This window comes from Nostoc sp. JL23 (assembly GCF_017115065.1).
GTDB lineage: Bacteria > Cyanobacteriota > Cyanobacteriia > Cyanobacteriales > Nostocaceae > Nostoc > Nostoc punctiforme_A.
This window is the reverse complement of record NZ_JABXKN010000016.1, coordinates 1-12764: the sequence shown is the minus strand read 5'-3', so window position 1 is coordinate 12764 and position 12764 is coordinate 1. Positions and strand designations below refer to the sequence as shown.

Annotated in this window: 16 protein-coding genes; 7 read left to right on the top strand and 9 right to left on the bottom strand. The window is 42.8% G+C overall.

The annotated features are described in order from the left end of the window. On the top strand, positions 1-935 hold a 935-nt coding region (locus HWQ42_RS02500), incomplete at its 5' end, for an AAA-like domain-containing protein (RefSeq protein WP_292808993.1). On the opposite strand, the gene HWQ42_RS02495 is transcribed toward HWQ42_RS02500, so the two are convergent. The 3 genes from HWQ42_RS02495 to HWQ42_RS02485 all read right to left on the bottom strand — a co-directional run bounded on the left by HWQ42_RS02495 (position 903) and on the right by HWQ42_RS02485 (position 3700). Further along, positions 903-1415 carry a hypothetical protein gene (locus HWQ42_RS02495; protein WP_292808992.1) on the bottom strand — a complete coding sequence of 171 codons (513 nt, stop codon included), beginning with the start codon at positions 1413-1415 and terminating at the stop codon, positions 903-905. The two genes, HWQ42_RS02500 and HWQ42_RS02495, sit on opposite strands and share 33 nt — an antisense overlap. Positions 1416-1424: 9 nt before the next feature. Next, positions 1425-2915, bottom strand: coding sequence for a pentapeptide repeat-containing protein (locus HWQ42_RS02490; RefSeq protein WP_292808991.1), 1491 nt, complete (start codon positions 2913-2915; stop codon positions 1425-1427). A 263-nt stretch (positions 2916-3178) separates the two neighbouring features. Further along, positions 3179-3700: a hypothetical protein gene (locus tag HWQ42_RS02485; RefSeq protein WP_292808990.1), complete on the bottom strand. Its 522-nt coding sequence runs from the start codon at positions 3698-3700 to the stop codon at positions 3179-3181. A 154-nt stretch (positions 3701-3854) separates the two neighbouring features. On the opposite strand from HWQ42_RS02485, the gene HWQ42_RS02480 reads away from it, so the two are divergent. Together HWQ42_RS02480 and HWQ42_RS02475 are read left to right on the top strand one after the other, a co-directional pair. Continuing rightward, positions 3855-4013, top strand: a complete 159-nt coding sequence (locus HWQ42_RS02480) for a hypothetical protein (RefSeq protein WP_292808989.1) — start codon at positions 3855-3857, stop codon at positions 4011-4013. A 65-nt stretch (positions 4014-4078) separates the two neighbouring features. Continuing rightward, the gene (locus HWQ42_RS02475; protein WP_292808998.1) at positions 4079-5098 is read left to right on the top strand and encodes an NADP-dependent oxidoreductase; all 1020 of its coding nucleotides are present in this window, start codon (positions 4079-4081) and stop codon (positions 5096-5098) included. 162 nt (positions 5099-5260) lie between these two features. On the opposite strand, the gene HWQ42_RS02470 is transcribed toward HWQ42_RS02475, so the two are convergent. Further along, positions 5261-5674, bottom strand: coding sequence for an SDR family NAD(P)-dependent oxidoreductase (locus HWQ42_RS02470; RefSeq protein WP_292808996.1), 414 nt, complete (start codon positions 5672-5674; stop codon positions 5261-5263). Positions 5675-6153: 479 nt separating this feature from the next. Here HWQ42_RS02470 and HWQ42_RS02465 point away from each other — a divergent pair, with 479 nt between their 5' ends. From HWQ42_RS02465 to HWQ42_RS02450, 4 genes are all read left to right on the top strand, one after another. Then, positions 6154-6939 carry a DUF3598 family protein gene (locus tag HWQ42_RS02465; protein ID WP_292808988.1) on the top strand — a complete coding sequence of 262 codons (786 nt, stop codon included), beginning with the start codon at positions 6154-6156 and terminating at the stop codon, positions 6937-6939. A gap of 189 nt (positions 6940-7128) precedes the next feature. Next, on the top strand, positions 7129-7317 hold the full coding sequence (locus HWQ42_RS02460; RefSeq protein ID WP_292808987.1) for a hypothetical protein: 189 nt from the start codon (positions 7129-7131) through the stop codon (positions 7315-7317). Between the two features lie 46 nt (positions 7318-7363). Beyond that, positions 7364-7609, top strand: a complete 246-nt coding sequence (locus HWQ42_RS02455) for a hypothetical protein (protein ID WP_292808986.1) — start codon at positions 7364-7366, stop codon at positions 7607-7609. 63 nt (positions 7610-7672) lie between these two features. Beyond that, positions 7673-8311, top strand: coding sequence for a hypothetical protein (locus HWQ42_RS02450; RefSeq protein ID WP_292808985.1), 639 nt, complete (start codon positions 7673-7675; stop codon positions 8309-8311). A gap of 761 nt (positions 8312-9072) precedes the next feature. On the opposite strand, the gene HWQ42_RS02445 is transcribed toward HWQ42_RS02450, so the two are convergent. The 5 genes from HWQ42_RS02445 to HWQ42_RS02425 form a co-directional block, all read right to left on the bottom strand. Continuing rightward, on the bottom strand, positions 9073-10659 hold the full coding sequence (locus HWQ42_RS02445) for an AAA family ATPase (RefSeq protein WP_292808984.1): 1587 nt from the start codon (positions 10657-10659) through the stop codon (positions 9073-9075). Beyond that, positions 10656-10910, bottom strand: coding sequence for a hypothetical protein (locus tag HWQ42_RS02440; protein ID WP_292808983.1), 255 nt, complete (start codon positions 10908-10910; stop codon positions 10656-10658). The genes HWQ42_RS02445 and HWQ42_RS02440 overlap by 4 nt, the downstream gene beginning before the upstream one ends. 48 nt (positions 10911-10958) lie before the next feature. Continuing rightward, entirely contained in the window at positions 10959-11186 is a 228-nt protein-coding gene (locus HWQ42_RS02435; protein ID WP_292808981.1) for a DUF2997 domain-containing protein, read from the bottom strand. Positions 11187-11188: 2 nt separating this feature from the next. Beyond that, positions 11189-11638 (bottom strand): DUF1257 domain-containing protein, encoded by a 450-nt coding sequence (locus HWQ42_RS02430; RefSeq protein WP_292808979.1) that lies wholly within the window; start codon positions 11636-11638, stop codon positions 11189-11191. Between the two features lie 117 nt (positions 11639-11755). Continuing rightward, positions 11756-12760 (bottom strand): hypothetical protein, encoded by a 1005-nt coding sequence (locus tag HWQ42_RS02425; RefSeq protein WP_292808994.1) that lies wholly within the window; start codon positions 12758-12760, stop codon positions 11756-11758. Positions 12761-12764: the final 4 nt, after the last annotated feature.

Here is a 12764-nt window from a genome sequence, read left to right as displayed (position 1 = left end):
ACGACCTATATTCATCAATTCACTATTTTGTTATTCTGTCAATGCGTAAGTCCTATATTCGTATCAAAGCTCCGCAGAAAATGGGTAAAACTCTGCTGCTAGAGAAAATCCTAGACCATGCAAGACATCAGGGATATGAGACAGTAAAACTAGATTTAAAACTTGCTGATAGTTCTACTCTGACTGACCTAAAAACTTTCTTGCATTGGCTATGTGTCAATGTTTCTGATAGCTTGGATGTGAAAGACTTGGTAGATGAATATTGGCAAGAAAGTTTGGGTTTAAATACAAGTTGCACTCGTTATTTTCAAAGATATTTATTATCGAATATAGATAGCTCTCTTGTTTTTGCGATAGATAATTTTGAACGTCTATTTGAATATGCCAATATTTTCTCAGAATTCTGCCTCCTGTTGCGGAGTTGGTATGAAACAGCCAAACAAGGAGACAGGATGGGAAAAATTTGGAAGAAACTACGACTAGTGGTAGTTAATTCCACAGAAGCTTACCCCACCTTAGATATCAATCGTTCACCGTTTAACGTTGGACTAGCTATTGAGTTACCTGAGTTTAATCAGCAACAGGTACAAGAAATGGTGAAATTATATGAACTAGGGGGGTATTTTGGGGAAGAGAGATTAAGCCAGTTAATCAAGTTAGTAGGTGGACATCCTTATCTGCTAAACGAGGCAATAGCTAACCTCAAAAGCCAGGAAACTTCTTTAGAGGAATTAATCAGCCTAGCTCCAACAGAACAAGGAATTTTCAGCTATCATTTACGGCAGCAACTAGAATCTTTGCAAAGTGATTCTCAGCTAAAAGAGGGTTATGCAAAAGTCATAATAGTAGATAAACCAGTACAGCTTAATCCTGAAATCACTTTTAAATTGCACAGTCTAGGGCTAGTTAAAATAGTGCGTAATGACTGGAATTAAGGCTCCGGGCTGCACGATTGCTTTATAACATTTATCTTCAATTGGTGGTCGCTCAATATATATGTCTGTATTTGCTTCTAACCCAGAATTATCAGCCGCTTGCAATTGTTGTTCGATTGCATTCAGCTTGTCACCAAGCTCTTTCAGGGTGCGTTCCTCTGACTGAAGCTGTTGTTCATATTGAAACTTGCGGGATACATCGGTTTCAATTACCAACGCTGTTCGTAGATTGGCAACTTTCTGGCTTTGAAGGGTGTAGGCTTTTTCGAGTGAGTCTTTTTCAGAGAGCGATCGCTGTCGTTGACTCTGTGATTGTGCTAAATTACCTGATGCCACCGTCTGCTGTCCAAAGTGAATATTGTAGATGTCGCCGCCAATTCGCCCAGCGTTCACTGTGTCAGCGTTAATAAACCCACCGCCAAACTGGGCATTGCTTAAGTCACTACTGGAAACTTGCTTTGGGTCTTCTGAATCTGGCATGGGTTTGGCTTAAGCGTCGTTGTTCTGAATGTTACCACCTATCTGGTCTGCGTTGACAGTGTTAGTGTCCACCATGCCACCTGCAAACTGCGGATTTTGAATATTGTAGTTAGAAACTTTCCGTGGATTTTCTACCAGTGCTTTTTGTACTGAACCTTGCTGTTCTACTATCTCAAACAGGCGGTTAATTTGTGCTTCCTGTTTAAAAATTAGGCTATCCTTATCCTCAAGTCTTACTTGGTACTGCGCCTCTAATGCCTTAGCTGCAAATTCATAGCTTTGGATAAACTGATTGTGGATTTTCCCTTTATCTGCATCAGGGGCAACAGCTACTCGGACTACGAGAATGCCATCACCTTTTTTCTCAATGCTTTGGACATCTAACTGTGCGCCTTGATTTTCAACTTCTACTTTTTTGAATGAGTATGCAAAAGCATCCCAATCGATACCGTTGCGAAAGATTAGGTCTACTGTTTCTAAGAATTTTTGGAACAGTTTGGCAAATTCTACAGGAGCGAAATTACCACTACTAGGGCGGCGCTCTTGTTGTTTTTGATGGAGGTAGATGTAGTCGCAGATTATTGCATCAAGATTAGTAAAAGCGTTAATTGCCCAGTCTTTTATACAAGATCCAGTTAGACAAGCACCTCTTAAATTTGCGTCATACAAGCTGGTTTGTGTTAAATTAGTTTCAAATAAATGAGCTTTTCCAAGATCAGCCTTTCTTAAATTTGAGCGAGAAAGGTTTGTTTTACTAATGGTAATATTCCAGTCTTCAATGAATGCTCCCGTAAGAGTTGCGCCAGTAAAGTCAGTGCCCTCGAACTGGGTTTGCACTAGCTTGGCTCTGGATAAGTCTGCATCTTGTAAGTTGGCTTCGCTTAGGATAATTATCAAAATAGCACAAGGGAAAACTCCTACTCCAATCAGAATAGATGCTACTGCAACCAGTATTGCAATTAATACTGCAACTGTAGCAATTACTGGAAAAGTAAAAGCTACTGTAATTCCAACGCAGACAATACTATCTCTAGCTATTTTAAAAACTTGTGGTACAATTTCATTTTCAAAGTAAGTTGCATAAGCCAAAGAAATCAATCCACTAATTATTCCAGAGGTAGCAACAGCTATAAATATTAAATTTACTCCCAAATTCCGATAAACAGCAATTACTAATAAAGCTGCAAAAATTATTAATAAAGCTATGCCATTATAAGCATAATCGATAAAGTTAAATAAATTGTATAAAAAGGCAATAAATAGAGCAATAATCACCAAAAAAATACTTAATATTAATAGTAAGGAAACAGTAGTAATAAAAAAAGTAATTTTCCAGCTATTTTCTACACCTGCTGTCACTCCAGCAAAATCCACGCCCCTCAAATTAGCCCCACGAAAATCAATCCCTCGGATATCTGCGCCGCTAAAGTTTGCCCCTGCAAGGTCTTGACCCTTGAACGAACGACCTCTGAGATTCTGGTGAGAGAAGTCTTGGGGCATGGCTAGGCTTATAAAAGCGAGGGGTTATGTTACATACAGCTTCAGTATGAGCTTTTAGGGACTGTAACACAAGATTTCTGTTGAAGTTTGTGTGTTCAGCGATCGCATTTCTTGGGCAAGCTTCCACAATGAAGACTTCGCAGAAGTAGCGCTCTCAACTACTGGCATATATTGCAGCACTCGTTCCCATTAAAAGTGCCACGCCGTTTCTACTAATATTTCTTTACCGTTGGCTAAAGTGATTGCTGCTTGACGGTTGTAGATCAAGATTCCCTTCCATTGATACTGCCAAGCGACGAATTATTTTCTGAAAACGGGGACGCATAATCTGCGACTCTCTCCCACCCCCACTTATAAGCAGTATCAACTAGAATTTCTTTCCCATTTCGGAACTTGATAAATTCCTGCCCGTGGTCATAAAAGATGTCTGCAACCAGTTGATTACGCTCGTCGTAACCCCACATATCCACTGCTGCCCTCCACCAGCGCTTTCCTCTTGAGAGTAACTGTTCAAGTTCTAAATACTCCAGCTTCCAGTACTTGGTGCGCCATTGATTTGCGAGTGCCTCAATTAGTATCGCAGTCGGGTAGATGGGCTTGAGGTTTTCTTCGAGCCAGAGTATATAAACGATTGCGCTCCTGAAAGCATCTTCTAAACTATAGCTTGATGCTTCTAGAGTGTCTTGGAGTTGCTCGTCATTAAAATTTACGCCGAGCGATTGCAGGGCTGGAGCATACAAATCAAATAATTCTTGTTCTACTGAATCGGCAGACCAGAACCACATAAGAAAAAGAAAACTCCTGCTGGGTGGCTAAATAAAATTTAGCATTTAGCGTGGGAATTCTTAATGTGGGGACTTTTGCGATGTCTACGACGGGCTATTCGGCGTCGCAAAACTTTGTCCACCTAGAATTTGAATAACTTAACCGCTTCATCCGGTGAATGCCGATATTCCCCCCATTGATGCCTTTTTTGTCGAGGAAGAAGCTTTGCATCTCAACCCGATTGGCACCGCAGATGCGATCGCCAACGCGGTCTATTACGCTACAGGCAAACGGATTCGCGATCTGCGCATTACATTAGACAAGCTACTGTAATAAGGGTGCTTTCAAGACGACTTGTAGTTTTGATAGAAAAAATGAGTAAACTAAAGGCACAACCAATGACTAGTTCAATTAACCAACAAATCTTACTCAAAAGCCGTCCACTTGGAGAACCGAAAGAGAGCGACTTTGCTCTTGTCGAAACAGCAATTCCAGAACCAGGGGAAGGTGAAGTCCTCAATCGGACGATCTACCTGTCCCTTGACCCTTATATGCGTGGTCGTATGAGCGATCGCGAGTCTTATGCTGCTCCAGTAGAACTGGGGTCTGTGATGGTCGGTGGCACAGTTAGCCAAGTGATGAAATCTAACCATCCCCAATTTTCAACCGGAGATTTTGTGCTTGGTTATGACGGCTGGCAAGCCTATGGCATATCAAAAGGCGAAACTTTGCGTAAGCTTGACCCCAATCAAGCTCGCATTTCCTATGCGTTGGGCGTAACGGGAATGCCCGAAATGACGGCATATTTTGCTCTGCTTGATGTTGGGCAACCCAAAACTGGCGAAACGGTTGTTGTTTCTGCCGCCTCTGGTGCAGTCGGTTCTGTAGTGGGTCAAATTGCCAAAATCAAAGGCTGTCGGGTGGTAGGAGTGGCTGGGAGTGATGCAAAATGCAATTATGCGACGAAAGAATTAGGGTTTGATGCCTGTATTAACCGTAAAACTCAAGAACTGAGTTCAGCCCTAAAAGCTGCTTGTCCGAACGGGGTCGATGTTTACTTTGACAATACAGCTGGCCCGATTTTAGAAGCGGTGTTGCAGCACATTAATCAAGGAGCAAGAATCCCATTGGTTGGTTTAATCTCACAGTATAATGCCGAAAATTCTCCTCCTGGACCTAATTTAATGCCGCTGTTGGTTAAACGGGCGTTAATCAAAGGATTTCTTGTGGGTGATTACCAACATCGGCAGGCAGAGTTTGTCAAAGATGTTTCTGGGTGGTTGCAAGAAGGTAAGCTCAAGTACAAGGAAGATGTTGTACAGAAACTGGAAAACGCCCCGCACGCCTTTATAGGCTTACTACAAGGGAAAAACTTTGGCAAGCTGATTGTTCAAGTCAGCGACGATCCGACACGATAAGCATACTTTTTGATTGAACCTCACAGATAATTTAGCAACCAGCCAGCCGATTACGTACATCATACCCCTACTGAGAAACTGTGGCATTCCACCATCTTTGCCTCGGTGACTCTAACTCAGGGTAGCTCAAAATACTGTCTAGAGCATTACCTTGCAATGTAGTTAACTTGATGACACTTCAACGACATTTTGGGCAAAGCTCTTATAAGCATCGCCCATTTGTTTAGCCACCGAGTCAGGAAAGAAGTGAAAATCCCCAGCTTTGAGAGCTTTTATTATCCCGTCTGCCACAAGTGCAGGTGGCTGTGCAACCTGACTCATTCCTGCTGCATCGCCCATATCCGTGGCAATCGGGCCAGGGTGAACACTTAGCACAATCATGTCCTGCTCACTCAATAGTTCTCGTAATGTCTGGGTGATTGAATAGGCCGCAGATTTTGAGGCACAGTAAGTGGCAGAGTCGGGGAAACCTTTGAGCGAAGCAACAGAATTGATTTGGGCAAAGACACCACCTCCATTGGCTTTGAGTACCGGGGCAAACGCCTGAGCCATGTAGATCAATTCATATACATTGATCGAATGGCACTAAAAAAAGATAAAATGTCGTCAGGGCAGGGTGTAGGGTGTAGTGTTTAAGACAATTTAATTTGGATTGCACCAAGGAGTTCAAAATCTTCTTAATTCCCCACACCCCAATACCTGCAACCCCACACCCAGAAGCCAACCATATCAAGGGTTTGCGCTTAACTTAGTGGCATTCATACATTGATCTTCATCTGAAATTCGAGAGCACCTATTCCCAGGCATTTAAAGTTGTTGTTAGAGACTCAGAGCTGATTCGTAAAGAAAATCGGTGTTGGTTGATTGGAATGAATAGCGATGTCTGCGACGGGCTATTCGGCGTCGCACTTCAACTACTAGCATATTCCAGCACTCGTTTCCACTCCCAACGCCATGCTGTCTCTATCAGTATTTCTTTGCCGTTGGTGATTTGGTATGGATCATAATACTATTTTTAAAAGGGAGATTTTAAATATATTTTGGACACAAATATTATGGATGCAAAAGAACGAAATTGGAATTATTGTACTAATCATTTGCTCAATTGGCATGGAATTTGGACGCGATATACACCAGTTGGTGATGTCAAAGAATCATTTCAAAGTCTGAGAAGTTTTAAAAGCAATCCAGAAAAGACTAAAATCGTTCATACTAATACTTATATTTATACAAATGGCGAAAATAAGCAAGAGAGTTGGGAATTTAATTTTCTGTCAAATAGCTTAGATAATGGACTTTTTCACCCATCACGCGAGACTATGCGAGGATATTTCTTTGCTGAGGGTCATGCTACTTGGGCAACAGTGAAGTTAAAACCTAACTCGTATTTTGGGATAGAATTATTCTTTCGATATGAAGATTTACGGCATAGTGTAGGTATTGTTTACGACGAGAGCGGAAATTTATTTCATACCGCAAATATTCGTGAAGATTGTAATGGATTTCCTAGTAAATACTGGTCAACTGAATTAAATCAATTACCAGAACGTAATTTTAGTGGTAATTGGCAAGGGATATCTATGACTATTACTCCCAATCTGAAGATTTCCGAACCAATAGTCACTCAATTTAATTGGCATAAAGAAGGGCATAAATATTACTATTTACCTGACGGTGTTTCTATTAATTGTCCTAGTTCAATCAGTATAGGCACTCCTTTTTCTCTAATCGCCAATTGGTTGATTAATAATTACGAAATGTATCAACTAATTGCTAATTACGATGAATTGGGGGTCTTTTCCTCACTGACGCTAGAAACATTCTTGATATCCAATGTTTAAGAGGTTGTTTGAAAAGTGTTTTACTATGACTTTGTAGCGCGGTCAAATATGCGACAGTCGCGTATGCAGAAACTCACGCGTTGCAGGCAATTCGGGGCAGAATCCGAGTTTTGACTTCTTGCAGGAATGCTGGAATGATGATCCGGCGCTGGTGATCGCAATCAAGAAGTTGCAGGCGAAGTTTCCGCAGTGGAATATCGTTTGCGTGGATGGGGTGCGCTCTGCTTCGGCTTGTCGCTTTCCATCACATATCTCAAAGAAGCACTCCGAACAAGGATTGGGGTCAAGTCACCAGAGGCTGTATTTGTCGCTGCTTGTAAGGAGGGGAAAAAGCCAGAGGCAGCACAGGTTAAATCTGAGATAACGGCTTGGCGCTGACTTCCTGTGACATTGGTTTGGGTTAGGTCTGTTTACATCTCTGAAATTGACTCACTTAATTTCGGCTTATCGTCTTCAAGAAAATCATTTATTAAAATTATCTCAAGGAATGGGTTATTGTCACACAATCCTAAATTTTTTTCAACAAGGTAAAGTTCCTGAGAAAAAATCTTGGCCAGAAAAGTTGTTGCAGTACTACCAAAAATGCCAGATGGATTCAAAAACACGTCGCTTGCATCTAGCATTTCAAAAAGGTGTAGAGTTAGCTTTAAAACAACTCATCGCTCAATAAAAATTATTTATTTTCCAAATGGATAGTAGCCTAATTTCTGAAGCTATTGAAAGATTGAACCAAATGGCTCGACTCAATGTTCAAATCAGTTGGCGGTATTGCTCCTCAGATACTCCCGATGCCAATATCGGCATTTCTACACAAATTTTGAACTGGCCCATCGCTCAACTCAATGTCAAAGGACACATTACCATACCTGCTGGTGGTCAAGTGTTATGGCTTGCTCAACAATTTATTATCCCTGAAGATTTGCATGGCTATCCTTTGACTGATTTAGCATTACGGCTGGGGTTAACTTGGTGGGCAAAAGATGTCAAAATTTTTGTGAATGGCTCTCTAGTACAATCAGGAGATTTGTTCGATGCCTCAACCAGGGTATTGCTGATTCCGTCTGTGAAAACAGGTGAGGAGATTATTGTTGCATTACGCTTGGTAAGTCCAGATAATGATCAAGGTGCATTGATGCGATCGCACCTTGTATATGAGTCTAACAGTGATGATCGCCTTGACCCTGGTTTTGTCGCTGATGAGTTAACTATCTTGCAGCGCTATCTAGAAACCGAAGCACCAGAAAAATTAGACAGTATGACAGTTGCTGTCACTCTAATTAATTGGGCAGCCTTGCCAGATGGTCAATTCTTTAAGCAATCACTTGCAATTTTACGCCAAAACCTAGCTAACCTGTCAAGTAATGAGACGTAAATTAAGAAAGTTACCCGTAATAACAGTTTTGTTTCTCTGTCTAACTTCTCTAAGTGTGCGCCGTAGTTATCAACCAGTTGGTTAATTAAGTCTGTTTGTCCGTAATAAGTAACTAAGTCTGTTGTCATTTTTCTTCGCCTTATTAACTATGTTAATTGGTTGCTGTCAATTACTAAAAAAAAGAGTGATTGCCCCCATAAGATTAGGGAGCAACCGCAATTAATATCAGTTCAGGTTACTGTGTCTAATCATTTTCTCTTCTAGAGTTTGTGTATTCTGAACACCTCAGACCAATTACGGTCTGTCCTACCCGAACTGTGGGGATTCCTCCGCTAGTCTGGTCTACTTAGGGTTCGACTGCCCTAAGACCCACAATTCGTTTTTATTCGTTCCCTCGGAGAGATTGATTGTTCCGTTAGGTCTAGCCGCTTCGACCATTGGATTCCCAGGACTCTTACCGTTAATTGGCTCGTATTCAGCGGGAATGTGCTCCAATGGGGTCAGGGGTTTTAATGTTGCGCCCTGCCCTCGAATGGGTCGCTTTCTTAGGCTCTGTTTCACCGTAGGAACTCCCTGTTAGCACCAGTGTCAACCCGCAACGGTTGTCTGATTGTGCCCAGTTAAGAGCTTCACCCTCCAGAAACCGAGTCTGGTCAGTGTGGGCAGGTAAGGAGTCAATTCTGAGTCTGAATGGCAAGGCTTGCACTTGCATCTGACCGAGAGTTCAGCCTTTAGTGACAGTAATCTGCTGTCGGGCTGGCTTAGTTATGTACGGGCTGGATACCGAGATTCACTAGGCAACGAATCGCACCCCAAGCATGCATACGCTCAACTGCCGCAGCGTCCTGAATTGCAAGCGGGGTGATGGTTTGACGACAGGTTTCAAGGTCAGCAAGCGTTACCTGTTGCGGTCTATCCTGATCGAATGCCAGCAAAGCAGCTTCCGAAGCAAGGGTTTCCAGTTCTGCCCCTGAAAATTTCGCGGTGTTGGCAGCGATCGCCTCCAAATACTCCGATTCCAGATGAATGCCAAAGCGTTGTAGATGAATCGCCAGAATCTGTACACGCTCCGGTTCTGTAGGAAGATCAACAAAGAAAGATTCGTCAAACCTTCCCTTCCTCTTGAATTCACTTGGTAGTGCTGATGGGTCATTGCAGGTCGCAACTATAAATACGCCGCTTGTACATTCAGCCATGAACGTAAGCAAAGTACCGAGAATGCGTTGGGAAACACCGCTCGTATCGCCCTGACCTGAAAGTGCTTTTTCTACTTCATCAATAAACAAGACACAAGGTGCGATCGCGGATGCTGTTTTCAAAGCACGTTTAACATTACCTTCGGATTCGCCAACAAGTGAACCTAGAAGGGACGCAATGTCTAGTTGTAGAAGCGGTAATTTGAGTATACTAGCGATGTTTTTGGCACAATGAGATTTTCCTGTTCCGGGTGGGCCAGCCAGCAATACGCCTTTTGGTTGTGGTAACGAGAGACTTCGCGCCTCTTGTGTGAATAGTCGCCGCCGCCTCATCAGCCACTCGTGCAGTAGATCCAAACCGCCGAATGGGATTATCGCAGGTTTACCTAACTCGATACCCATTTGAGACAGTAGCCGAGTTTTGTACTCGACGGCTTTGGGGATGAAATCAGCGCCGACAACGACACCATCATTAGTTAAGTTTTCTTTGACTGTTAACCGAAGGAAGTCGCTAATCTCCTCCAGGGTTAAACCCAGCGCTGCACGAGAAAGAGTTTCAAGTTCAGCATTTTCAAGCGTAACAGTAAAACTTAATTCTTGCTCCCTAGCTGACTGTTGTAGGTCATGCAAATAAGAAGTGATATGTTCAAGTATTTGGTCAATACTAGGTAAAGGGACTTCACAATAAGGAATCAATCTGACTAGGGATTCGTGTAATTGTATGTTCTGACCCAACAATACAATGCGTTTATCTGTGGGTTTTAACCTGTGGTAAAGGTTTTTTACCTTGCTTAAAATCTCCCATGATAATTGGGGTGAATTCTTAGCAATAAAGGAGTGAATATCTCCGAGGATAAATACACCATTACCACTAAAGTTAGCAATGTAGTCGAATACAAATAGTAGTGGATCAGCATGTTGTGGTCTTTTGTACTCTGCAACTGACTTAAACACCAATCCCCCATCTGCTGCAATTAAACATTGCTCCAAAGTTGATACTCCCAGATTCCAGAAGAACACTGGACATGAAAGCTTATTGTTAGCTTCAGCAGTCAGCCACTGAATAATCGTCGCTTCATCAGGAGACAGGACATCAACCGCAGCAATGGGGATTTGTGAATCTAGTGTGGAGAGAAGATTTGAGAGATTCATTGTTTTTCAATCTGATAAGGTAATGGAGCTAGTTCATTGTGAGTATTAACAAGTCTCACGACTACTTCATAAACTTCGGCATCGCCGTCAAAAACTTCCGATGTACCGTTGTTCTCTTGGTAGGCAATTGCGGTAACTATGGCATTCAGCAGCACACACAAAGCTTCAATATTCGCCTTGATGATCACGGGCTGGTGTGGTTTTTGCTGGGCGTAAATGTGGATGAAAGGATACTCTTTAGGGAGGTACATAAAATTTCTTGGGGGAACCCAATCGTCGCGGTTCCCCTTTTTCCTGATTTACTGCCGTAAGCGAATAGAGTGAGTTGAAGTTGTACGAAGTTGTTGGGTTTGAGCTTCGTCCTTAAACGTGCGTAGTTTACCGCCGTAGGCATCGTCCTCCACAACTCCAAGTGCCTCCTCAAATGGTTGCGTAGCCGATAAACAAGTCAAGCCCTCGAACCCCTCCGCTTCCACTCGAACTTCACCTGTAGCGCTGTCGAAATGAATCAGTATTGAGCGTTCCATATCTATCTCCGTACAAATTGTTTAACTTCTTGATGTCCGGCAAAGGTTAAACGTAGGGTTTGTACACTTCCGTTAGTAATTTGTGCGATCGCACATTCACCAAACTGCTCTTGTAACTCGGCAGCTTTGACACGAACCAAATGCTTACCATAAGCCAGCATTAGTTTATTGCTGAAAAAGTCTTTGCCCAACTTCGGAACTGTCTCGTAGCTGTCGTGTATTACGTCGTACACGCCGCTTGACTGATTCCACTTGAATCCGATGTCTGCACGGGCTTTTATGGTGCGACCAGATACGATAATTTTAGCAGTTTGACCTTGAGAGCCACCGTAGTATCCTTTTAGTGATTGTGCTGTTTGGTGAACTTGTGGATTCAGCTTCAAATCTTGCAAAGCTTGTACCAGGCATTCACGGTTAGCAAGCTTGGTTTTAACGGTTGAGAAGTGTGACATAAGAATTTTGTTCCTATAGTAGAAAGAAGTGCGGTACTCTTTTTGAGATGTATATGCTGCATTTTTCGTTTAAGGTACTTAGTCTTGAGCGAATTCACCCTCGCCCAAGACTGTTTTTTACCTGAACTTGAAAGACATCACGGTAGCCTTCGACAAGCCCACGTCGTCAGTCGCTAGCTGCTGTAGATTGCGTTGTTCATCCAGCAACTTGGTGCGGATCTCTTGCATCTTTTGCTGTAATTGACTGCGCCCATCACTGCCCAGATTCTTAGACTCAATCGCTGGATCATTAACGATAGAATCTAGATGCGCCATCATCGCCTCCAAGCTACTGCCTGCCTCCGGTGAAGCGTTTGCTAGTAGCACTTGAACCTTCATCAGATGACGCTCCATTTTTCTTTTAAACTGTATGGGTTTTCTCCCTGGTTCCCAATCAGCCAACTCTTCAAGCAACTGCGCGGCGAGTTGTTCACCACCGAAGAGGGCTGATTCCCGTAGCCTTTGCTCCAGATTTTGGTCATACTGTTGAATGAACTTGGTAATCTGATCAAGACATTCGGCTTGCTGCTGGTTGAGTTGCTCAGAGAGGGCAGGGATAATCACCGGGCGACCAATAATGACTTGCAAATAGTCTTCAAGATCGGTCAGAGTCGGAAATGCTCTTAACAAGTTTGCTTTGACTGACTCTTGCTTATCCTGTGCTAATTCCCAGGTGTTAAGTGAAAGGAACTGATCAATCCGCTCTTGATAATCAAGAAGTCCCGCTTCGTAATCAGCTTTTAATTGATTACGCAATCCAGGGGCGATATTATCTCTGATATTGATTAACTGATTCCATACCAGGGGAGCTAAATCAATTGGACAAACCCAGTCACCAGTATCAGCAGACATCCACTCTTGAACTGAAGCAATCTCTTGCCTCAGTTGGGCGGCAGCTTCATCGAGCTTCTTAAATACTTTGATTCCGCGTAATCCGACTTCGGAATTTGTCACTTTCACAAGGTCTGATTCGATTTCAGAGACTTCAGCTTTGGTAGAGTCGATGCCCGGTATTATCCGGGGCACCTCTCTGTTAAATCTGGGCGTGCGACTTTCACCGCACCCAGCTTCCGATGTTCTCAGCTTG

Excerpts from the sequence above, each read along its gene's own strand:
- HWQ42_RS02450 (WP_292808985.1), top strand. The coding sequence starts at position 7,673 with ATGGCTCGACTCAATGTTCAAATCAGTTGGCGGTATTGCTCCTCAGAT.
- HWQ42_RS02485 (WP_292808990.1), bottom strand. The coding sequence starts at position 3,700 with ATGTGGTTCTGGTCTGCCGATTCAGTAGAACAAGAATTATTTGATTTG.
- HWQ42_RS02490 (WP_292808991.1), bottom strand. The coding sequence starts at position 2,915 with ATGCCCCAAGACTTCTCTCACCAGAATCTCAGAGGTCGTTCGTTCAAG.
- HWQ42_RS02435 (WP_292808981.1), bottom strand. The coding sequence starts at position 11,186 with ATGGAACGCTCAATACTGATTCATTTCGACAGCGCTACAGGTGAAGTT.
- HWQ42_RS02430 (WP_292808979.1), bottom strand. The coding sequence starts at position 11,638 with ATGTCACACTTCTCAACCGTTAAAACCAAGCTTGCTAACCGTGAATGC.
- HWQ42_RS02440 (WP_292808983.1), bottom strand. The coding sequence starts at position 10,910 with ATGTACCTCCCTAAAGAGTATCCTTTCATCCACATTTACGCCCAGCAA.
- HWQ42_RS02475 (WP_292808998.1), top strand. The coding sequence starts at position 4,079 with ATGACTAGTTCAATTAACCAACAAATCTTACTCAAAAGCCGTCCACTT.
- HWQ42_RS02445 (WP_292808984.1), bottom strand. The coding sequence starts at position 10,659 with ATGAATCTCTCAAATCTTCTCTCCACACTAGATTCACAAATCCCCATT.
- HWQ42_RS02495 (WP_292808992.1), bottom strand. The coding sequence starts at position 1,415 with ATGCCAGATTCAGAAGACCCAAAGCAAGTTTCCAGTAGTGACTTAAGC.
- HWQ42_RS02465 (WP_292808988.1), top strand. The coding sequence starts at position 6,154 with ATGGATGCAAAAGAACGAAATTGGAATTATTGTACTAATCATTTGCTC.